This window comes from Arthrobacter citreus, assembly GCF_038405225.1.
Taxonomy (GTDB): Bacteria; Actinomycetota; Actinomycetes; order Actinomycetales; family Micrococcaceae; genus Arthrobacter_B; species Arthrobacter_B citreus_A.
The window spans coordinates 217,851-238,740 of the sequence record NZ_CP151657.1 but is presented as its reverse complement, the minus strand read 5'-3'; the positions used below and the strand labels follow the sequence as shown (position 1 = coordinate 238,740).

Annotated in this window: 19 protein-coding genes and 1 tRNA gene; 7 read left to right on the top strand and 13 right to left on the bottom strand. The window is 66.3% G+C overall.

Annotated features, from left to right (window positions below; genetic code table 11):
• From AAE021_RS01135 to AAE021_RS01125, 3 genes are all read right to left on the bottom strand, one after another.
• Window positions 1-1,911 carry a DEAD/DEAH box helicase gene (locus tag AAE021_RS01135; protein WP_342023872.1) on the bottom strand — a complete coding sequence of 637 codons (1,911 nt, stop codon included), beginning with the start codon at window positions 1,909-1,911 and terminating at the stop codon, window positions 1-3.
• A gap of 407 nt (window positions 1,912-2,318) precedes the next feature.
• Window positions 2,319-2,978 (bottom strand): MOSC domain-containing protein, encoded by a 660-nt coding sequence (locus AAE021_RS01130; protein ID WP_342023871.1) that lies wholly within the window; start codon window positions 2,976-2,978, stop codon window positions 2,319-2,321.
• Between the two features lie 48 nt (window positions 2,979-3,026).
• Complete coding sequence (locus AAE021_RS01125) at window positions 3,027-4,325, bottom strand: glycosyltransferase 87 family protein (protein ID WP_342023870.1); 1,299 nt, start codon at window positions 4,323-4,325, stop codon at window positions 3,027-3,029.
• 127 nt (window positions 4,326-4,452) lie between these two features.
• Here AAE021_RS01125 and AAE021_RS01120 point away from each other — a divergent pair, with 127 nt between their 5' ends.
• On the top strand, window positions 4,453-5,634 hold the full coding sequence (locus AAE021_RS01120; protein ID WP_342023869.1) for an amidohydrolase: 1,182 nt from the start codon (window positions 4,453-4,455) through the stop codon (window positions 5,632-5,634).
• A complete protein-coding gene (locus AAE021_RS01115; RefSeq protein ID WP_342023868.1) occupies window positions 5,631-6,077 on the top strand; it encodes a hypothetical protein in 447 nt (148 codons plus the stop codon). Before AAE021_RS01120 ends, AAE021_RS01115 begins: the two co-directional genes overlap by 4 nt.
• Window positions 6,078-6,102: 25 nt before the next feature.
• Here AAE021_RS01115 and AAE021_RS01110 read toward each other — a convergent pair whose 3' ends face one another.
• Both AAE021_RS01110 and AAE021_RS01105 read right to left on the bottom strand, forming a co-directional pair.
• Window positions 6,103-7,257: a cystathionine gamma-synthase gene (locus AAE021_RS01110; RefSeq protein WP_342023867.1), complete on the bottom strand. Its 1,155-nt coding sequence runs from the start codon at window positions 7,255-7,257 to the stop codon at window positions 6,103-6,105.
• A gap of 45 nt (window positions 7,258-7,302) precedes the next feature.
• A complete protein-coding gene (locus AAE021_RS01105) occupies window positions 7,303-8,682 on the bottom strand; it encodes a cystathionine beta-synthase (RefSeq protein ID WP_342023866.1) in 1,380 nt (459 codons plus the stop codon).
• Window positions 8,683-8,870: 188 nt separating this feature from the next.
• On the opposite strand from AAE021_RS01105, the gene AAE021_RS01100 reads away from it, so the two are divergent.
• From AAE021_RS01100 to AAE021_RS01090, 3 genes are all read left to right on the top strand, one after another.
• Entirely contained in the window at window positions 8,871-9,845 is a 975-nt protein-coding gene (locus tag AAE021_RS01100) for a 3-methyladenine DNA glycosylase (RefSeq protein WP_342023865.1), read from the top strand.
• A 110-nt stretch (window positions 9,846-9,955) separates the two neighbouring features.
• Window positions 9,956-11,056, top strand: coding sequence for a Gfo/Idh/MocA family oxidoreductase (locus AAE021_RS01095; RefSeq protein ID WP_342023864.1), 1,101 nt, complete (start codon window positions 9,956-9,958; stop codon window positions 11,054-11,056).
• Entirely contained in the window at window positions 11,057-11,830 is a 774-nt protein-coding gene (locus tag AAE021_RS01090; RefSeq protein ID WP_342023863.1) for a ThuA domain-containing protein, read from the top strand.
• On the opposite strand, the gene AAE021_RS01085 is transcribed toward AAE021_RS01090, so the two are convergent.
• The 5 genes from AAE021_RS01085 to AAE021_RS01065 all read right to left on the bottom strand — a co-directional run bounded on the left by AAE021_RS01085 (window position 11,803) and on the right by AAE021_RS01065 (window position 16,328).
• Entirely contained in the window at window positions 11,803-13,404 is a 1,602-nt protein-coding gene (locus tag AAE021_RS01085) for an ammonium transporter (protein WP_342023862.1), read from the bottom strand. The genes AAE021_RS01090 and AAE021_RS01085 overlap by 28 nt on opposite strands.
• A 290-nt stretch (window positions 13,405-13,694) precedes the next feature.
• On the bottom strand, window positions 13,695-14,912 hold the full coding sequence (gene fdhA, locus AAE021_RS01080) for a formaldehyde dehydrogenase, glutathione-independent (protein ID WP_342023861.1): 1,218 nt from the start codon (window positions 14,910-14,912) through the stop codon (window positions 13,695-13,697).
• 255 nt (window positions 14,913-15,167) lie between these two features.
• Complete coding sequence (gene trxA, locus AAE021_RS01075) at window positions 15,168-15,563, bottom strand: thioredoxin (protein ID WP_342023860.1); 396 nt, start codon at window positions 15,561-15,563, stop codon at window positions 15,168-15,170.
• Between the two features lie 189 nt (window positions 15,564-15,752).
• Window positions 15,753-15,834, bottom strand: a tRNA-Tyr gene (locus AAE021_RS01070).
• A 125-nt stretch (window positions 15,835-15,959) separates the two neighbouring features.
• Entirely contained in the window at window positions 15,960-16,328 is a 369-nt protein-coding gene (locus tag AAE021_RS01065) for a hypothetical protein (RefSeq protein WP_342023859.1), read from the bottom strand.
• Window positions 16,329-16,455: 127 nt separating this feature from the next.
• Here AAE021_RS01065 and AAE021_RS01060 point away from each other — a divergent pair, with 127 nt between their 5' ends.
• Window positions 16,456-16,947, top strand: a complete 492-nt coding sequence (locus tag AAE021_RS01060) for a YajQ family cyclic di-GMP-binding protein (RefSeq protein ID WP_342023858.1) — start codon at window positions 16,456-16,458, stop codon at window positions 16,945-16,947.
• Window positions 16,948-17,127: 180 nt separating this feature from the next.
• Window positions 17,128-17,724, top strand: a complete 597-nt coding sequence (locus AAE021_RS01055) for a hypothetical protein (RefSeq protein ID WP_342023857.1) — start codon at window positions 17,128-17,130, stop codon at window positions 17,722-17,724.
• A gap of 33 nt (window positions 17,725-17,757) precedes the next feature.
• Here the strand turns inward: AAE021_RS01055 and AAE021_RS01050 are convergent, their stop codons facing one another.
• The 3 genes from AAE021_RS01050 to AAE021_RS01040 form a co-directional block, all read right to left on the bottom strand.
• On the bottom strand, window positions 17,758-18,432 hold the full coding sequence (locus AAE021_RS01050) for a histidine phosphatase family protein (RefSeq protein ID WP_342023856.1): 675 nt from the start codon (window positions 18,430-18,432) through the stop codon (window positions 17,758-17,760).
• A 45-nt stretch (window positions 18,433-18,477) separates the two neighbouring features.
• Window positions 18,478-19,350 carry a zinc metalloprotease HtpX gene (htpX, locus tag AAE021_RS01045; protein WP_342023855.1) on the bottom strand — a complete coding sequence of 291 codons (873 nt, stop codon included), beginning with the start codon at window positions 19,348-19,350 and terminating at the stop codon, window positions 18,478-18,480.
• 178 nt (window positions 19,351-19,528) lie between these two features.
• The gene (locus AAE021_RS01040) at window positions 19,529-20,800 is read right to left on the bottom strand and encodes an MFS transporter (RefSeq protein ID WP_342023854.1); all 1,272 of its coding nucleotides are present in this window, start codon (window positions 20,798-20,800) and stop codon (window positions 19,529-19,531) included.
• Window positions 20,801-20,890: the final 90 nt, after the last annotated feature.

The following is a 20,890-nucleotide window of genomic DNA, read 5'->3' as shown; positions in this document are numbered from 1 at the left end:
TTAGTCGCGGAAACGCGGCTGGCGGGTACCGGCCGGCTTGAAGCCGCCACGGTCGCCTTCGCGCTTCTTGAAGCCGCCGCGGTCGCTGCCGCGGTCACTGGCGCTGCGGTCGCCGAAGGAGCGCTCGCCGTCGCGCTTCTTGAAATCCTTCTTGAAGCCGCCGCGGTCGCCGCGGTCATTGAAGCCGCCGCTTTCGCGGGCCGGCTTGCGGCCGTTGTCCAGCTCGAGGTGGATCAGCTCGCCGCCGATCCGGGTGCGGGACAGGGCACGCAGCTGGTCCTGGCTGAGGTCAGCCGGGAGCTCAACGAGCGTGTGGTCGGCGCGGATGTCGATGCCGCCGATCTGAGCGGAGGAGAGTCCGCCTTCGTTGGCAATGGCGCCAACGATGGAGCCGGGCATGACGCGCTGGCGGCGGCCGACGGCGATGCGGTACGTCGCATTGCCTTCGGTCAGCGGGCGTGTCGGACCGCGGGATCCGGTCGCGTCGCCGCGGCCTTCGGAGCGCTCGCGCTGGCGGGCCGGAGCCTGCGGAATTTCTTCCATCAGCAGCGGGCGGCCGCCCTGGGCCATGACGGCCAGCGCAGCGGCAACTTCCTCGGCGGTGACGTCGTGGTCGGCCAGGTACTTCGTGACCAGGTCGCGGAAGACCGAGACATCCTCGGATGCCAGGGTTTCGGTGATCTGCTCGGAGAACTTCGCCAGGCGCTTGTTGTTCACGATGTCGATGCTCGGAAGCTGCATGTGCTCAACCGGCTGGCGGGTGGCCTTCTCGATGGCCCGCAGCAGGTACTTCTCGCGCGGGGTCATGAAGAGGATCGCGTCGCCGGTGCGTCCTGCGCGGCCGGTGCGGCCGATGCGGTGGACGTAGGACTCCGTGTCGTGCGGGATGTCGTAGTTGATGACATGGCTGATGCGCTCAACGTCAAGGCCGCGGGCGGCGACGTCGGTGGCAACCAGGATGTCGATCTTGCCGCTGCGCAGGGCCTCGACGGTGCGCTCGCGCTGCTGCTGCGGGATGTCACCGTTGATTGCCGCCGCCAGGTAGCCGCGGGCCTTGAGCTTGTCAGCCAGGTCCTCGGTTGCCATCTTGGTGCGGACGAAGGCGATAACGCCGTCGTAGTCTTCGCTTTCCAGGATGCGGGTCATCGCGTCCAGCTTGTGCGGGCCCATGACCTGCACGTAGCGCTGGCGGGTGTTCGCACCGGTGGTCGTCTTGGACTTGACCGTGATTTCCGCCGGGTTGTTCAGGTACTTCTTGGCGATCTTGCGGATTGCGCCGGGCATGGTGGCGGAGAACAGTGCCACCTGCTTGTCGGCGGGCGTGGTCGCCAGGATCTGCTCAACGTCTTCGGCGAAGCCCATGCGGAGCATTTCGTCGGCTTCGTCCAGAACCAGGTACTGCAGGTTGGACAGGTCCAGGGAACCCTTGGAGATGTGGTCGATAACCCGGCCCGGGGTACCGACAACAACCTGGGCGCCGCGGCGCAGGCCGGCCAGCTGGGGGCCGTAGGCGGATCCGCCGTAGACGGGCAGGACGGTGAAGTTGTCCATGTGCTTGGCGTAGGAAGCGAAGGCTTCAGCGGACTGGAGAGCCAGCTCGCGGGTCGGGGCCAGCACGAGGATCTGGGTGTCCTTGGTGGCGGGCAGGCCGGCCATCAGGGACAGGGCGGGAACCGCGAAGGCTGCGGTCTTGCCGGTTCCGGTCTGCGCCAGGCCAACGACGTCGCGGCCTTCAAGCAGGAGGGGAATGGTGGCGGCCTGGATGGGAGAAGGCTTTTCGTAGCCTACGTCCACCAGTGCCTGCAGAACGCGCGGGTCCAGACCGAAGTCGCTGAAAAGAACCTGGTTCTCTTCGACTGCTTCGGGAGCGGCGGTTGCTGCGGTTTCGGTGTTTTCTACAGAGTCAAGCAAAAGAAATAATCCTCATTCATTGGGACCGCGCGGCCAGGGACGGCCGCAGGACGTAAGTCCGGCGCTATTGCAATCCCATGGCAGGACTTTCCGTCACAGCTGTAGGCCAATTTCACTGGATTGTGACGTGGGCCGGTGTGACGATTTCTTTGCCGGCGCTCCCAAAAGATGAATCTGCCCGCATTCGAAAACGCGAGCCCCAACACAACGTACCTAACGGTCAGAAACCGCAGGAAAATAAGGGAATACCGGAGTGGGGGATGTTTCAAGTGTACGGCATGCCGGGGCCCGGCCGTCCATACCTGGCGGTGAGCTTGGGCACAGCGGCCGTGGATCACCATCGCCGTGCCGGTTTTATCCGGCCCGGGGCTGCCGAATGATGCGCAGTAATTAACCGGCTGCAGCAATTAGCCGGCCATGGCTTCACGCGCGGCAAGCGTCCGCAGCACCTTCCGTATTTCCGGGGACAGGCTCACGTCCCCGCTAGCGGCCGCGTTGGACAGCAGACGGGTCTGCTCCGGGGAGAGTCCGCGGAACACATCCCCGGACGTCACGCCGTGCTCCGGCTTGTGGATGACGGAAACGGTGTCACCGGCGGAGATGGTGCCGGTGCGCACAACCCGCAGATAGGTTCCCGTCCGGGCGGCCTCGGTGAACCGCACCGCCCAGCGCGGCTGGTGCATCCTGGCGGCGAAGTTCCGGCACGGAGTGCGGGGGCAGGTCACTTCCAGCACGGTTTTCCCGCCAATCTGCCAGCGTTCACCGATGACGGCTTCGGAGACCGCGATGCCGGTGATGCGCAGGTTCTCCCCGAAGAGTCCCGGAGGGATGGGCGTTCCCAGTTCTGCCGCCCAGTACTCCGCGTCGTCCTGGGAGTAGGCGTAGACGGCCTTGGATTCGCCGCCGTGGTGTTTGCGGCTGGCCTGGATGTCTCCGGTTAAACCGAGCGCATGGACCCGGACCTCTCCGTCCACGGGCCTCTTGTCGATGGCGGTCACGCCGGTGGCGTCCGTGGTGGGCAGCAGTTCGTGGACACGGCACACAGCCAGCAGGGTTCCGGAGTTCATGCGGACCATCCTACGATCCGGCGTCAATGCACGGGCAGCCCCGGCGGACTATGGCTGGGCGTCCTTCAGGCGGGACTGCTCGATGCCCGGCCCGGCCGGCTGCTTCCACCAGCGCGGCGGACGGTTTTTCCACAGGACAGCCGTCCACCAGGCCATCATGGCCAGCCCCCAGAACACGCCAATGCTGGAGAGCATGAGCCACGGGGCGGGTTCCTGGGAATCAAGGTTTGGGGAGCCCATTAGCCAGCCGATGGACTTCGGTGACAGCAGGAACACCACAACGGCCGAGGCAAGCAGGGCAATACCGGTTTTCCTCAGGCCTGTGCCCCTGGCCGTGAGCTCAGCGATGTTGCGTCCCAGAACCGGAAGGAAGAGGGCCACCCACACCCAGTGGTGTGACCACGACACGGGTGAAATCAGCAGCATCAACAGTGCTGTCGTCGCCAGCGCCGTGTAGCCGTCACCGTTGATGCCGGCCAGCCGGATGATGATCACAGCCGATGCCACGCAGGCCAGCGACAGCAGCAGCCACGGCAGGTCCACCGGGAAGTCCGGTCCCGCGAAATGGAGGATGGCGCCCTTGATGCCCAGGTTGTCCACGTATCCGGCTCCGCCGATCCGTGACGTGTCGGGAAGCAGTTCAAGCCAGTAGGTGCGCGATTCGCGGGGCAGGATGAGGAAGCCCAGCCCAAAGGTTGCCAGGAATCCAAACATCATGTTGCGCAACCCGCGCCAGTCGCCCCGCGCAAGGTAGTACAGGCCAAAAACCAGCGGCGTCAGTTTCAGGCCGGCGGCGATGCCGGTCAGGAGTCCGGTGGGCCAGCTGTCGCGCTTGATCAGGAAGTCGGCGAGGATCAGCCCGAACAGCAGGATGTTGATCTGCCCGAACGCCAGTGTTTCCCGCCAGGGGCCAAGCAGCACCACAAACCCGAAGGCGGCCAGCGCCAGTGGCCGCAGCCCGGGATGCCTCAGGACCGCCCGCACACCCGGCTGTCCGGCGGCATAGGCCACGCCGAGCACTGCGGTGGCAGCGGCAATCAGCAGCGAAATTCCGGTGAAGATGTTCAACCCCAGGGTTGGCCCGAAGGGCGCCAGGACCGCAAAGATCAGGGCCGCAAACGGCGGGTACGTGAAGAGCAGGCTGCTGCCGTCCCGGTACTGCAGCTCCTTGGTGTAAAGCTCTCCGCCGGCGTCGAGCACGCTCCGTCCGCCGGAGAGATAAACGCTGGAATCCAGGCCGTGCCAGGGCGAAATAATAAAGGCGGCGGCGGTCATTGCCGCTGCCGCAGCCAGTGCAGCAAGGGTCACTGCCAGCCGGACCATCCCGGATCGGGTCTTCAGGCCCATGATTCTCCCTGCACTACAACTGGCTCGCTTATGTACCGTGCAAGTCTACCGGCGGGGCGTGCCTCCTCGGCCCTGCGGGCGCGCAGGATAGGCTTGGCCCACTCGATCAGTCCCCGGAAGGTAGCTCATGCCCGCACCCGTTTTGGCCATCGTCAACGCCCGCATCGTCCCCGTCACCGCACCGGACTTCACCGGCACACTCCTGGTGGCGGACGGCAAAATCCAGGACCTGGGCCCCGGGGTCACCGTTCCGGAAGGCGCGCAGGTGCTGGACGCCGGCGGCAAGTGGCTGCTGCCCGGCCTCGTGGACGCCCATACCCACCTGGGGGTGCATGAGGAGGGTGAGGGCTGGGCCGGCAACGACACCAATGAAATGACCGACCCCGTCATGGCGGGAGTCCGCGCCCTGGACGGAGTGAACCCGCACGATGTGGGGTTCGACGACGCACTGGCCGGCGGCGTCACCGCCGTCAACATCAACCCCGGTTCGGGAAATCCCATCGGCGGACTGGCCGTGGCACTGCACACCCACGGGCGTTACGTCGAGGAAATGATCCTCCGCTCCCCCAGCGGCCTGAAGTCGGCCCTCGGCGAGAACCCGAAGCGGGTGTACAGCGACAAGAAACAAACGCCTTCCACCCGGCTGGGCACCGCACTGGTGATCCGCAAGGCCTTCATGGATGCACAGAACCACATGGGCAAGGACGACGACGACGCCCGCGATCCCCAGCTGGAGGCACTTGCCATGGTGCTGCGCCGGGAAATTCCGTGGCGCCAGCACGCACACCGCGCCGATGACATTGGCACCGCCCTGCGGCTGGCCGACGAATTCGGCTATGACCTGGTCCTGGACCACGGCACCGAGGCCCACCTCCTGGCGGATGTGCTGGCAGAGCGCGGGGTACCGGTCCTGATCGGCCCGCTGTTCACCACCCGTTCCAAGGTGGAGCTGCGCCAGCGCAGCATGGAGAACCCCGGCAAGCTCGCCGAAGCCGGCGTTGAGATCTCCATCATCACCGACCACCCGGTGGTTCCGATCAACTTCCTGATCTACCAGGCGGCCCTGGCCATGAAGGAAGGGCTGGACCGGGAAACCGCGCTGCGGTCCGTCACTATCAACCCCGCCAAGGTCCTGGGACTGGGCGACCGCATTGGGTCGCTGGAAGCGGGCAAGGACGCCGACGTCGTGCTGTGGAGCGGTGATCCGCTCGATGTGATGCAGCGGGCGCTCACGGTGTGGATCGGCGGCCGCGAGGTCTACCGCTACGACACCGCAACGCGCACGCCCGTGGTGGCTGACCGCCGGTGACCCGGCCAGCACGGCGCCGTCCGGGAGCAGGCACGCCCCGCGCTCCCCGCCCACCGCTGCCGGGCATCATGCGCGCGGCCTCCGCCGCGTGGCTCGCTGCGGCCGCGCTGGTGGCCGTGGCCGGGGTTTCCTTCCTGGTTTCCGCCGCCACCCAGCACCGCGACGGCGCTGCCCTCACGGCCCTGGCTGTGCTCGTGCTTGCGGTCTCCGCCGTCATCGCGTTGTGCGTTCTCCGGCTGCGCGCGGGCAAGCGCAGCGCACGGGAGACCCTCACCACGGTGGGGCTGATCGTCGGCATTCCGCTGCTGCTCCGCGGCCCGGCCCTGATCGCGGTTGGCTCGGTGCTGCTCCTGTGCGTGCTGCTGCTGTGGCTTCCGCAGAGCAGCCGCTTCTTCCAGGAGCGCGAGCCCAAGGCCCGAAAGCGCTTCTTCGGCCGCCGCTAAGCGGCCGAAGAAGCGCGGCCGCGGGTCAGTCCGCGAGCTGGCCCAGCGCCTGCGCCAGGTCCGCGATGAGGTCATCGAGGTCCTCGATGCCCACTGAGAGCCGCAGCAGGTTCTCCGGCACCGCCAGCTCCGTCCCCTTTACCGAGGCGTGCGTCATTTCGGAGGGGTAGTTCATCAGGGACTCCACCCCGCCCAGGGACTCGGCGAGCGTGAACACCCGGGTGGACTCGGCGACCTTCCGGGCCGCGGCTTCACCGCCCCTGAAGGACACCGAAACCATGCCGCCGAAGTCCTTCATTTGTGCCTTGGCCAGGTCATGGCCGGGGTGGTCCTCCAGCCCGGGGTACAGCACGTTTTCCACGGCGGGCTGATCCCGCAGCCAGGTGGCCACGGCCATGGCGTTGGAGGAGTGCCGGTCCATCCGCACCCCCAGGGTCTTCAGTCCGCGGGTGGTCAGCCAGGCTTCCATCGGCGCGGACACGGCGCCCACGGCAAACTGGATGAAGCCGATCTTTTCGGCGGCCGCGCCGTCGTTCAGGATGACGGCGCCGCCCACCGCGTCGGAGTGCCCGCCAATGTACTTGGTGGTGGAGTGGACCACAATGTCAGCGCCCAGGGACAGCGGCTGCTGCAGGTAGGGCGAGGCGAAGGTATTGTCCACCACCAGCCAGGCGCCGGCGTCGTGCGCCGCCTGGGCAACGGCGGCGATGTCGGAAATCTTCATCATGGGGTTCGACGGCGTTTCCAGCCAGACCATCTTGGTGTTGCCGGCCGCAATCGCTGCGGTGAGGGCGCCGATGTCAGACATATCCACGGCCGCGTTGGTGATGCCCCAGCCGGCGAGGACCCGGTTGATCAGCCGGTAGGTTCCGCCGTACGCGTCGTTGCCGAGCACAATGTGGTCCCCCGGTGCCAGCAGGGCGCGGATCAGCGCGTCCTCGGCGGCCAGTCCGGAACTGAAGGAGTAAGCGTGTGCTCCGCCCTCCAGCGCGGCGAGCTGCTTCTGCAGCGCGTCGCGGGTGGGATTCGTGCCGCGGCCGTATTCATAGCCGTTGCGCAGCTTGCCGATGCCGTCCTGCGCGTAGGTGGTGCTCTGGTACAGCGCGGGAATAACCGCGCCGGTGGTGGGGTCCGGGGTTTGGCCCGCATGGATGGCGCGGGTGTTGAAGCCTTCGCTCATGGTGTGCTCCTTGCTTGGTGCTTGCTCGGTGGCCGGTGCCGGCGGCTAGATGCTCATGTAGGACAGCAGGTCATGGCGGGTCAGTATTCCCACGGGGGCACCTTCGGAGGTGACCATGACGGCGTCGTTCTCCTGCAGTTTTTCCTTGGCGGCGGCCACGGAGTCCCCGGCGCCAACCATCGCCAGCCGCGGTCCCATGTGCTGGGAAATGCTGTCGGTGGGCTTGGCTTCGCCGCGGAAGAGTTTCTCCGTCAGCGAGCGCTCGTCGGCGGATCCCAGCACTTCGCCAATCCGGACCGGCGGTTCCTGGGACAGCACCGGGATGGCCGAGACACCGTATTCGTTCAGGATGCCGATAACGTCCAGGACGCTCTCATTCGGATGGGTGTGCACCAGGTCCGGCAGCGATCCGTCCTTGGTGGCCAGGACGTCGCGGACCGCGGCTTCCTGCTCCGGCCCCTGCAGGAATCCGTAGGAGCGCATCCACTCGTCATTGAAGATCTTCCCCATGTACCCGCGCCCGCTGTCCGGCAGCAGGACCACGACGACGTCGTCGGGCCCCAGGTCCCGGGCCGCCCGCAGCGCGGCCGTCACGGCCATGCCGGAGGATCCGCCCACCAGCAGGCCCTCCTCGCGGGCCAGCCGGCGGGTCATCGCGAAGGAGTCAGTGTCATTGACGGCAATGACTTCGTCCGGGACCGAGGGATCGTAATTCTCCGGCCACATGTCCTCGCCCACGCCCTCCACGAAGTAGGGGCGTCCGGTGCCTCCGGAGTAGACCGATCCCTCCGGGTCGGCGGCAATAATGCGCACGGGTCCCGAGGCACGGCTGGCCGAAACTTCCTTCAGGTAGCGGCCGGCGCCCGTGACCGTGCCGCCGGTTCCGGCGCAGGCCACAAAGTGGGTCACCCGGCCGTCCGTGTCCTGCCAGACCTCCGGCCCGGTGGTTTCGTAGTGGCTGGCCGGAGCGGCAGGGTTGGAGAACTGGTCCGGCTTGTAGGCGCCGGGGATCTCCCGCACCAGGCGGTCGGAGACTCCATAGTAGGAATCGGGGCTGTCCGGGGCTACGGCAGTGGGGGTCACCACCACTTCGGCGCCGTAGGCCCGCAGCACGTCGCGCTTTTCCACCCCCACCTTGTCCGGGGTGACAAAGATGCACCGGTAGCCCTTTTGCTGGGCCACCAGGGCGAGTCCGACGCCGGTGTTGCCGCTGGTGGGTTCGACTATGGTCCCGCCGGGCTTCAGTTTGCCCTCGCGTTCCGCCGCCTCGATCATCCTGACGGCAATGCGGTCCTTGATGGATCCACCCGGGTTCAGGTACTCCAGCTTCACCAGCACCGTTGCCGCCAGCCCGTCGGTAACGTGGTGCAGCTTCACCAGCGGGGTCTTGCCGATCAGGTCCAGAACAGTCTCTGCATACTCCATGTGCAACACGTTACTTGTTCACCCCCGGCCGTCCAGCTTTCCCCGGAACGCGGCGTAGCAAATGCCACACGGGCGGTGTTCCGATGCTGCCCGGGAGCGTCAGCGGCGCATGCGACGATGGAGTTATGTCGTTGTCCGTGCCGGTGTCTCCCACAGGAATGCCCCGCTCAGGGATGTCCAGTTCAGGGATGTCCAGCTCAGAAATTTCCACAGCCGCAGGAAACGGTTCCTTGTCGCTGCTGTGGGAATCGGACCGCCCGTTCTCCCTGGACGCTTCGCTGCGGATCCTGGCGCACGGAGGGAAGGATCCGTCAGTGCGGATCGGTTCCGGTGCCGCTTGGCTCGCATTCTCCACACCGGAGGGCACCGCCACCCTCGCCCTTTCCCAGCGGCACGCTCCCGCACCGGGCGCGCGGGTCCTCGCCCGGGCCTGGGGTCCGGGAGCCGAATGCGCGCTGGCCGGCGTTCCGGCCCTGCTCGGCGAGGCCGACGACTGGACGGATTTTGACAGCCCCGCCTTCACCGAAACCCTTCCGGCTCCGCTTGCACAAGTGCGGCGCCGGAACCGCGGCCTGCGCCTGCCCAGCACCGGCAGGATGCTGGACAGCATTGTCCCCGTGGTCCTGGAACAGAAGGTCACGGCCATGGAGGCCTATTACTCATGGCGGTATCTGGTCACCAAATACGGCACCGACGCGCCCGGACCCGCTCCGGCGGGACTCAAGGCCCCGCCGGCTGCGGCGCAGTGGCGCCGGGTCCCGAGCTGGGAGTGGCACCGTGCGGGGGTGGATTCGCACCGCTCGGGGACCATCATGCGCGCGTGTGCCGCCGCATCCGGGCTGGAGCGGCTGGCGTCAGCTCCGCTCGGGACGGATCTCACCTCACGCCTGTGCTCAATTCCGGGAATCGGCCCGTGGAGTGCCGCCGAAATCACGCAGCGCACGCACGGCGCTCCCGATTCGGTCAGCGTGGGCGATTACCATTTGGCGGCGTTTGTGGGTGAGGCCCTCACCGGACGCCGAACCGACGACGCCGGCATGCTGGCCCTGCTCAAACCATGGCTGGGCCACCGGCAGCGGGTGGTCCGCCTGCTGGTGCTGAGCGGTTTCCGGAAGCAGGCATTCGGTCCGCGGCTGACTCCCGAGGACCACCGGCGCCGCTGACAGGGACCCGCCCACCGCCCGGTCCCCGGCAGCCCGGTGCGTGGTTTTCCCGCAGTGAATCCGTTACTGTTTCGGCATCGCCAACGGCCAACAGCAAAGGAATCCTCCACTTGAACGAGCAGCATGCTGACCGGCAGGACCTCAAAGTTGGAGTTGTCGGGATTGGCTGGGCGGGCCGGCAACACATCGAGGCCTACCAGCGGGTGGACGGTGTGGAAGTGGTGGCCGTTGCCGGCATGGAAGCTGACCTCCTTGCCGAGCTGCAGGGCCGGTACGGCATCCGGGATGCGTTTGCCGGCTGGGAGGAGCTGCTGGAGCTGAAGGATCTGGACGCCGTCAGCGTTGCGGTTCCCACGTTCCTCCACGCTCCGATCGCCGTCGCCGTCCTCAACCGCGGACTCCATGTCCTCAGCGAAAAACCCATTGCCCGCAACGGCGGCGAAGGGCAGCAGATGGTCGACGCTGCCCGCCGGGCCGGACGCGTCCTGGACGTTGCCTTCAACCACCGCAGGCGCGGGGACATCCAGGCGCTGAAGCAGATCATCGATGCGGGGGAACTGGGCCGGCCGTATTACGCCAAAGCGTCCTGGCTGCGCCGGGCGGGGATCCCCATGCTGGGCAGCTGGTTCACCAGCAAGGACATGGCAGGCGGCGGTCCGCTGGCGGACATTGGGGTGCATGTCCTGGACTACGCCCTGCACCTGCTGGGGGAACCCAAAGTCCTCTCGGTTTCAGCCTCGATGTACTCCGAGTTGGGGCCGCGGGGCCGCGGCGGAAACGAGCGCTACACCGCATTGGACACCAACCTCGCCTTCGACGTCGAGGACTTCGCGTCGGCCTTCATCCGGTTGGAGGGCGGCGGAACACTGCTCCTGGAGGCGGGCTGGGCCAGTTACCGGGAGACCGAGGACCTGCTGGACTTCACCGTTTACGGGACCGACGGCGGTGCCGAGCTGCGCGCCGTCGGAGCCTCAAACACTCCCGTGGCGGATTTGCGTGTTTTCACGGACAAAGGCGGCGTGAACGCCGATTATGCGCCGGTGGCGCAGCCGGGGCTGGCTCATCAGGCCGTTGTGGACAGTTTTATCCAGACCATCCGGGCCGGGGAGGCGGTATGGGGACAGCACGATGGTTCGCTCGCCCTGACCCGGGCCAGGGTCATTGACGCCTGCTACGAGTCGGCAGCGCTATACCGCGAGGTGATGATGTAAATGCCGTTTGAGGACAAGCTGCGAATTCTCGTCTGGAACGAGGGCGTGCACGAAGATCTCAATGATCCGCCCACCATGGCGGAAATGTATCCGCAGGGAATTCACGGGGCGATTAAGGCCGGCCTGGCCGGGTTTTTCCCGACGTCAGAGATTGGCACCGCAACCCTGGCTGATGAGGAACACGGGCTCAGCGAGGACCGGCTGGCCGAAACCGATGTTCTGCTGTGGTGGGGGCACTGGGCCCACGCGGAGGTCAGCGACGCCGTTGTTGACCGGGTCCACCGGCATGTCCTGGGTGGCATGGGGCTGGTTGTGCTTCATTCCGGGCATTTTTCGAAGATCTTCACCAGGCTCCTGGGCACCAGCTGTTCACTGCAGTGGCGCAATGAGGGCGAGCGCGAGCTCGTGTGGACGGTGAAGCCGTCCCACCCCATCGCGGCCGGGGTGGAGAGTCCCATCCTTATTCCCCGGCAGGAAATGTACGGCGAACTCTTTGATATCCCCGAGCCTGATGACCTGATCTTCATTAGTTCCTTTGCCGGCGGCGAGGTCTTCCGGTCCGGGGTGACGTTCTCCCGGGGGAAGGGCCGGATTTTCTACTTCAGTCCCGGGGACCAGGAGTACCCCGTGTACCATCAACCGCAGATCCAGCGGGTTCTCGCCAACGGTGTGGAATGGGTTGCCCAGCCCGGGGTTGACCGAACGGCCCCGGGGGTGGGCAACCCGGCGCGGAACTGGTTCCTGGGTCAGGACGGGGAGACCGGAAGCCGGTAGATGGATTCCGGCTGCGCCCCGAACCGCTTGAGGACAGCGGTCACGGCTTCCTCGTGTTCGGCGTCGACGGCGGCGAGCACCCGAAGCTGGTCATCAAAATCCATGTTCCGCTTTCCGCCGCGGAAGTTCTCGGTCCGGATTCTGCCGGTGTAGACCGCGGCGTCGGACAGCTCCAGGGACCGGGCACCGGCCATCAGCAGCGCATCCCGCAGGCCGTCAATGCGGCCTGTGTTCACTGCGGCGCTGAGCAGGTAGGCTGGCGGGCCGATGCGGCTGTCGGTGCTGCGGTCGGTGTAGAGCCCGTCCTCAGCGGCCCGTCCGCTGGCGGTCGGCCGCGAAATGATCCCGTTGAGTGCGTACCCTGAGGCTCCCTGCTGGATGTGGTCCAGGTCCTCCTGCTCCGGGCCGGGTTCCCGCAGCCCCATGGTGCGGCTGATCACCACCGCAATGATCCAGCTGAGGATGAAGGAGAACAGCACTATGCAGACCAGGGCCACCACCTGGTGCCAGAGGAGCAGTCCCCCGCCGCCGGTGAAGACTCCGTCCTCGCTGACCGCGTTGACGGAGCTGTCCGCGAAAAACCCCAGAAGCAGCGAACCGAGCACACCGCCGCAGAAATGGACGGCGATAACATCCAGGGCGTCGTCGTACTTCAGGACATGCTTGAGCCGCACCGCGAAGCAGCACACGCATCCGGCAATTAGTCCGATCAGCAGGGCCGCGCCGGTGCCGACGTAACCGGCGCAGGGTGTGATGGTGGCCAGTCCGGCGATGGCACCGGATACCGCGCCAACCAGCGTGGAGTGTCCGCTGCTGAGGCGTTCCACCAACAGCCAGGTCAGCATTGCCGCACCGCCGGCCACGTGCGTGTTGATCAGTGCCTGGGCGGCAATGTCATTCGCCTGCAGTCCGTCTCCGGCATTGAACCCGAACCATCCGAACCACAGGATGCCGGCGCCTACCAGCATCACGGGCAGATTGTTGGGCGAAGTTTTCGGGTTTGGCCAGCCGTAGCGGCGACCCACCACCAGGAGGACCGCGATGGCCGCTGCGCCCGCTGAGGCGTGCACCACCATTCCACCGGCCCAGTCCTGCGCGCCCAGCTGGGTCAGCCACCCCTTCGGATGCCACAGCCAGCGTGCCACCTGGGGGTAAACCAGGATGGACCATGCTGCGAGGAACACGGTCCAGCCGGCAAATTTCAGCCGGCCGGCTGTTGCCCCCGTCAGCAGGGCCGGAGTGATGATGGCGAACATCATCTGATATGCCACAAAAGCGAGCGCCGGAATGGTCACCCCAGCCGCCACCGTGTGGAACTGCGGGGTGTCGACGTCGATCAGGGCAAAGGCGTCGAACTCCCCCACCAGGGAATTTCCCTGGTTGCTAAAGGCCAGGGTGTACCCGACCAGGACCCAGGTGAGGGTGATGATGCCGAGCGGAATGATGTTCTGCATCATCATGGTCAGGACATTCCGGACGGGGACCATGCCCCCGTAGAAGAGCGCCAAGCCCGGGGTCATAAACAGCACCAGGCCTGCACAGATCAGGACCCAGGCGGTATCCGCCCCGTTCATGGCCGGACTCCCCCGGCGAGGGGCGGAAGAGAAAACGTGTGGTGATCAGCAAGCATGCGAGCGGACATGACATCCCCGTTTCCAACGCTGCATCGGTGAGTGTGTGGAGGGCATCCGGGGCCGAAGAAACGGCGGGAATTCCCGGTGAACCGACTCTACTTCCGCGCTCTCCGGCAGCGGAAGGCAACTCCCCTCCCAGCACGGCCAAAGGGCCGCAACCGTGTGGTTTCGGCCCTTTGGCCGGCCCCCTTTCGCGGGGCCGTTTACAGCTGGGTGCGGTGCGGGCGCCGCTAGGAGCGCACCATCCCGTGCGGATCGATGACGTACTTCTTGGCCACCCCGGCGTCGAACTCCCGGTATGATTCCGGCGCCTGGTCCAGGCTGATGGTGGTCGCGTTCACGGCCTTGGCAATCTGCACCTTGTCGTGCAGGATCGCCATCATCAGGTCCCGGTTGTACTTCATCACCGGGCACTGACCGGTGGTGAAGGACAGCGACTTCGCCCACCCCGCCCCGAGATTCAGGGACAGCGAGCCCACCTTGGCCGCCTCATCGACGCCGCCCGGATCACCGGTGACGTACAGGCCCGGGATGCCCAGGGCACCGCCCGCCGCGGTGAGCTCCATGAGGGAATTCAGCACTGTGGCTGGCGCCTCGGTCGCCGCGCCGTGGCCGTGGCCGCGGGCTTCAAAGCCGACGGCGTCCACCGCGCAGTCCACCTCGGGCACTCCGAGCAGCTGCTCAATCTGGTCCTTGGGGTCGCCCTTGGACACGTCCACCGTCTCGCAGCCGAAGCTGCGCGCCTGGGCCAGGCGTTCCTCGTTGAGGTCCCCGACAATGACGACGGCGGCACCCAGCAGCTGTGCGCTGGCGGCCGCAGCCAGGCCCACCGGGCCCGCACCCGCAATGTACACGGTGGAGCCCACCCGGGTGCCGGCCGTGATGGCTCCGTGGTAACCGGTGGGGAAGATGTCCGAGAGCATGGTCAGGTCCAGGATCTTTTCCATCGCCTGGTCCTTGTCCGGGAACCGCAGCAGGTTCCAATCCGCGTACGGCACCAGGACGTACTCCGACTGGCCTCCCACCCAGCCGCCCATATCCACATAGCCGTAGGCGCTGCCTGGCCGGTCCGGATTAACATTCAGGCAAATGCCGGTTTTCCGTTCCTTACAGTTTCGGCAGCGCCCGCAGGAAATATTGAAGGGCACCGACACCAGGTCTCCGACGGAGTGGAATTCCACGTCCGGACCTGTCTCCACGATTTCGCCGGTGATCTCGTGCCCGAGGATCAGGTTGGGCGGCGCCGTGGTGCGGCCCCGGACCATGTGCTGGTCCGACCCGCAGATATTGGAGGTGACCACTTTCAGGATGGCGCCGTGAGGCACCTTCCGGCCCACGTTGGCCGGATTAACTCCGGGGCCGTCCCGGAGTTCAAAGGTGGGATAGTCGATGTCCTGCACTTCCACGACACCCGGTTCGATATACGCAACTCCGCGGTTTCCGCTCATGGTTTTCGCCTCGCTCTTATCGTCTTTGACAGTGAGCCCCGCGGGCGGCCGATGCCTGCCGGCGTGGCCGGCGTGCCCCGGCTCCGCTCAAGGTTCCTCCGACACTACCGCCGGAGGCCGGGTCTCGAACAGGGTAGCCGGAGACATAAAAGAACGGCCGCGCAGGCCCCTTGCGGGATCTGCGCGGCCGTTCGATCGATCGGGGACAAGGCTGCGCGTGGAGGCAGGCCTTGAGTCAGGCGGAAGTGCGAAGTCCTAGCTGGCCTGTCCGTCGGAACCGGCGGCCTGTCCGTTTTCCTGGGCGGCGATCTGCTCGTGAACGCCCTTCATGTCCAGTCCCTTAACCGCTTCCACCAGTTCGCTGAACTGGGATGCGTTGAGCGCACCGGGCTGGGAGAAGACCAGGACCTTTTCACGGAAAGCCATCAGGGTGGGAATGGAGGTGATTCCGGCAGCGGCTGCCAGTCCCTGCTCCGCTTCCGTGTCCACCTTCGCGAAAGTGATGTCCTCGTGCTGCTGGGAAACGGCGTCGTACACCGGCGCGAACTGCTTGCACGGGCCGCACCAGTCCGCCCAGAAGTCCACGAACACAATGTCGTTTTCCTCAATGGTCTCGGGGAACGTTGCCTCGGTGATGTCAATAGTTGCCATCCTCCAACGCTATCCGCCGCCGGTGGAGATGTCTCTATATGTTCGCTCAGCGGTGAAGGTGCAGGTCCGCGCCGGCGGGAGCAGTGCGTCGGTTTATCCAGGCAGGGCGGCGGACGCAGCCGGACTTATCCGGGCAAGAAAAAACCCGCCCGCACCAGTTTCCTGGTGGAGCGGGTTTCTCCCGTTCGGTGGCAGATACTGGATTCGAACCAGTGAAGGCGTTGCCAGCTGATTTACAGTCAGCCCCCTTTGGCCGCTCGGGTAATCTGCCGAACATCTTCAGTGAAGAAGACCGCCGCAAGCGACTGCGGCCTAAACAACTTTACAGAACTTTTGCCCAAGATACGAATCGGCGGCCGAAGCCGGTGCTCCGGGCCCGGCCGGGGAGGTTCAGGGCTACAGTCCGCGCGCAATCCGGGACTGCATCTGCGCATAGAACCGGTCCGCCTGCTGCTGCGTCACCGACCCCCAGGCGACGGCGTTCGCGAGGTCCTGGCGGATGCCCAGCAGCCTCCCTTCAGCCGAGGTCCGGCGGTCCGCATCGCTGTCCGTGTCACTGACGGCCGCGCCGGCGGCACCGCCGGGACGCTCCAGGGGCGCCAGGAAGGACCGCAGCTCCGCGGCGGATGCAGGAGCGGCTGCGGCGGCGCCTACCCCCGTAATCGATACTGCGGCGAGGACGGACCCCGCGGCCGCGGTGCGCAGCCTGTTCATGGAGGTGCGTCTCGGGCGGGGGTCTTCCGGGTTCTTTCCTGTCGTGGTCACCCCAATACTGTTGCCGCGAAAGATGGGACAACTCCCGGCGTAGCCTGTGTGCAACCTGTGAGGGCTGCCACGGATGCCCGGAGCTACTAGGCTGGACGCAGGAGAAAAACTACGGCAAGGAGCACACATGGCCAGCGAGTCATCATTTGATGTTGTGAGCAAGATCGATAAACAGGAAGTTGCCAATGCCCTGAACCAGGCGCAGAAGGAGCTGTCCCAGCGTTATGACTTCAAGGGAGTCAACGCCGAGGTGGATTTCAGCGGCGAGAAAATCCTCATGAAGGCCAACTCCGAGGAGCGCGTCATGGCCGTCCTGGACGTCCTGCAGTCCAAGCTGGTCAGGCGCGGCATTTCGCTGAAGTCCCTGGACGCCGGCGAGCCGTTTGCCTCCGGCAAGGAGTACCGGATCGAAGCCTCCATGAAGGAAGGCATCGCCCAGGACCAGGCAAAGAAAATCAATAAGATCATCCGTGACGAGGGGCCCAAGGGCGTGAACTCCCGGATCCAGGGCGACGAACTGCGCGTGACGTCCAAGTCCCGTGACGACCTGCAGGCCACCATGGCCCTGCTCAAAGGTGCCGACGTGGACGTAGACCTGCAGTTCATCAACTTCCGCTAGGCCTTCCCCGTTCAGCTGCCGTCCGGCAGCCGGTGAATCAACGAACGTACGACGGCGGCGCCGCTCCCCTGGGTGGGGTGTGGCGCCGCCGTCGTTGTGTCTGCGGTTGCTTGCAAAGTGTCCATGGGTACACTTCCGCTAGGGGCAGCCACCGGGCCAGCGCCGGGACTTGGGGGAACCATGAAAGTTCACAGCCGTGTTGCCGCCGCGCTGCTCCTTGCCGGAGTGGCCGTTACGGCAGGCTGCGGTTCACCGTCTGCCGGACAGGAGCAGGCTGAACCGGATGCCGGGCTGGAGAACTTCGCCTACATCCAGGGATCCGCACCCGCGGGCGTGCCTGCACCCGTGCCGCCGGAAAACACCTCAACGTTCTTCGGGGTGGCAGAGATACCGGCGGAGGTCCTGGCGGCCCGGGACCGGTTTCCGGAAGCACTGCCGGACGGTGTTGTCTGGTCCGATGAAGACTTCCGGACCGATTCCCTCCCCCGCGACGCCGTGATCGAGGAGGGGGTGTATGACGTGGCAGTGGCCGAGTATTGGATGTGCGCATGGATGGGCGAGTTCATCGACGCCGAGGACACCGGCGACCGGCAGCGGCAGGAGATCACGCTGAGCGAGCTGGAGAAATACCCGACCCTGCCCGCCATCATCGCCCACCATCAGTCCCCCGAAGCTGTTGTGGCTTCGGTAATTCAGCCGGCCAAGCAGGGGGATTCGGTCAAGCTCCGCGAGTTCTTCGAGTCCTGCACCAGCTACCAGCGGGCAAATCCCCAGTAGGCTCCCGGGCGCTTGGGAACATCTTGTCCTCGCCTAGAGCTTTACATCCTCGGCGGCGGGACCGTCCTCGCCGTAATCTCGCAGTTCGCGTCCGCCCACGGCCTCGCCCATCCAGGTCAGCAGCTTCCACGGGCCGGCAGCGCCGCCGCCGCCGGGCGATTCCATGACCGCCACCCCGGTGTTGCTCAGCGCGTTGTCCACAATGAAGTCAGGTTCCACGTTTGCTGCCCGGGACGAGCACCAGGCGCGGATCATGGCGCCGTGGCTGACGACCACGGGCGTGGACAGCCCGGCCGCCCGCAGCTCGGCGATAACGGCGTCAAACCGGTCAAAGGTCTCGTGGCCGTCGGGGCCCCCGGGCATGTGCACGTCCAGATCGCCCTTCACCCAGCTGTACACGGTCTTGAGGTAACCGGTGATGGCCTCGCGGTCGTTGCGCATTTCCAAGCTGCCCGCGGAAACTTCACGCAGGCCGGCACGCACTTCCACCGGCAGGCCCAGGGCTGCCGCCAGCGGGGCGGCCGTGAGCTGGGTGCGCACCAGGTTGGAGGCGTATACGGCGTCGATCGGTTCTCCGGCCAGGGCTTCGGGAAGGGCAGCGGCCTGCTCGAGCCCCAGCTCGGTCAGCCCCGGACCGGGCACCGCGGTGTCGAGGAAGTGGTCAACATTGGACGGAGTCTGTCCGTGCCGGATCAATATCAAACGCATGCAACCGACCCTACCCGGCGTCTCTGCCCGCGACCGAGCTCAGGGTCAGGACCCCAGCGGACGGCCGGCCATGTTTTCCAGCCGCCGGATCCGGTCGGCCATGGGCGGATGGGTGGCCAGCAGGCCGCGGACGCCGTTCCGGAACGGGTTGGCGATCATCAGGTGCGCGGCGTTGGCCAGCTTCTGGTCAGTGTCCGGCAGCGGAGCGCGCTGGGTCCCGGTTTCGAGCTTGCGCAGCGCGGAGGCGAGCGCCAGCGGATCGTCAGTGAGCTTGGCGCCGTCTTCGTCGGCGTCATACTCCCGGGTGCGGCCAATGGCCATCTGGATCAGCGATGCGGCGAAGGGAGCCAGGATGGCCATCGCGATCGTGGCCAGCGGGTTGGCGTTACGGCGGTCACCGCCACCAAAGAACAGCAGGAACTGGCCCAGCGAGGTAATGACGCCGGCAACGGCGGCCGCAACCGATGACGTGAGGATGTCGCGGTTATAAACATGCATGAGTTCGTGGCCCAGGACGCCGCGGAGTTCACGCTCGTTCAGCAGGGCCAGGATTCCCTGGGTGCAGCACACGGCGGCATGCTGCGGGTTCCGGCCCGTGGCGAAGGCATTGGGCGCCATGGTCGGTGAAATGTAAAGCCTGGGCATGGGCTGGTTGGCGCGTGCCGACAGCTCCCGGACAATCCGGTACATTTCCGGGGCCTGCTGCTCGGTCACCGGAACGGCGCGCATGGCGCGGATGGCCAGCTTGTCGCTGTTCCAGTAGCTGTAGGCGGTGGTGGCCAGCCCGATGAACAGAAACACCCAAATGAAGGTGGGGCTTCCGGTTCCACTGGAGAGCAGGGCGCCGATGCCCAGCAGCACGGCGAAGAGCACCCCGAACAGCGCGGCGGTCTTCAAACCGTTGAAGTGTTGATGCACGTGAGGTTCCTTCCTGAGCGGATCTGCACCGGGTCCCACAGCGGTGTCCCCGGAGATGACCGGATCCGCGAAACGTCAGTCTATCCACCGGTTTCAACGCTCCGCCGGTCCGGCTTGTTCCGCACCGTTCCGGGCTGAAAGCGGTGTCCGCGGTGCCCTGGACACGGCTGCCGCGCGGCTAGGGCTCCGGGTGGCGGGCGTCGTACCGGGCAAACTGCGGCTGCCGGCGGGCCAGGACTCCCACCAGGACAACGCAGAGCAGCCCGCCGATCACCGCGGCCCAGCCTTCGCCCACAAAGGACGCGTCCACCCCGGCCACAAGATCACCCAGGCGCGGTCCGCCGGCAACCACGACGACAAACACGCCCTGCAGCCGGCCGCGCATGGCATCCGGCGTTGCGGACTGCAGGATGGTGGAGCGGAAGACCCCGCTGACGGAGTCGGCAATCCCGGCGCAGCCCATGGTTATGGCTGCGGGGATCAGCCAGGCGCTGGGGTCATCGCCGTCGTTGTGCCCGGCCATCACCACCACCACGCCAAAGGCGGACACTGACAACCCCCAGGCGACCACCGACCACAGCACGGCGAGCCCCTGCCGGCGGACGGCGCCCAGCGGACCGGAGAAGAGACCGGCGAGGAAGGCCCCGACGGCGGTGGCCGCCAGCAGCACACCCACCGTGGCAGCGCCTCCGCCCAGCAGCAGGGCTCCGACTGCGGGCAGCAGCGCCCGGGGCTGCGCCATCACCATGGCCGCGAGGTCCACCAGGAAAGTCATCCGGATGTTGGGGCGGGTGGCCAGGAAGCGGAATCCTTCCAGGACGGATTTCAGGCCGGCCTTCTGCACCTCACCCTCGGGCGGCATCGGCGGCAGCCGGTACACCGCCCACATGGCCGCAGTGAAGGTTACGACGTCGATGGTGTACGTCCAGCCGTAGCCCACCTGCGCCACTAGGACACCTGCCAGCAGCGGCCCAATGGTCATGGCCAGGCCAAAGGTGATCATGCTCAGCGCGTTGGCGGCCGGCAGCAGCTCCGGCCGGACCAGGCGCGGGATGATCGCACTGCGGGCCGGATGATTCAGGCCGCTGGCACCGGCGTTGACGGCCACCAGGACGTACAGGAGCCAAATGTTGCCCACTCCGGCCCAGGCCTGCGCCGCGATGCCGATGGTGGAGACCCACAGCAGCACCGAGGAGAAGAGGGCTACCTTGCGCCGGTCATAGGCATCCACAATGGATCCGCCATAGAGGCCGGCCACCACCAGCGGCAACAGGCCCACCAGCCCGAGCAGCCCCACGTAAAAGCTGGAGGAAGTCAGCGAGTACACCTCGAGGCTGACGGCCACCAGGGTCAGCTGGGTTCCGACGGCGGACAGCGCGGTTCCGGTCCACAGCCTGCGGAAGTCCGGACTCTCGCGCAGTGGAGTGAGGTCGGCGAGGAGTCTGGGCATCCCAGAAGTCTAAGCCGCTGCCCGTGCTGCCGCGTCCACGGGCGCCCGCGGGCAGCCACGCCGGGCCGCACGGGGGGATGGACAGCATGC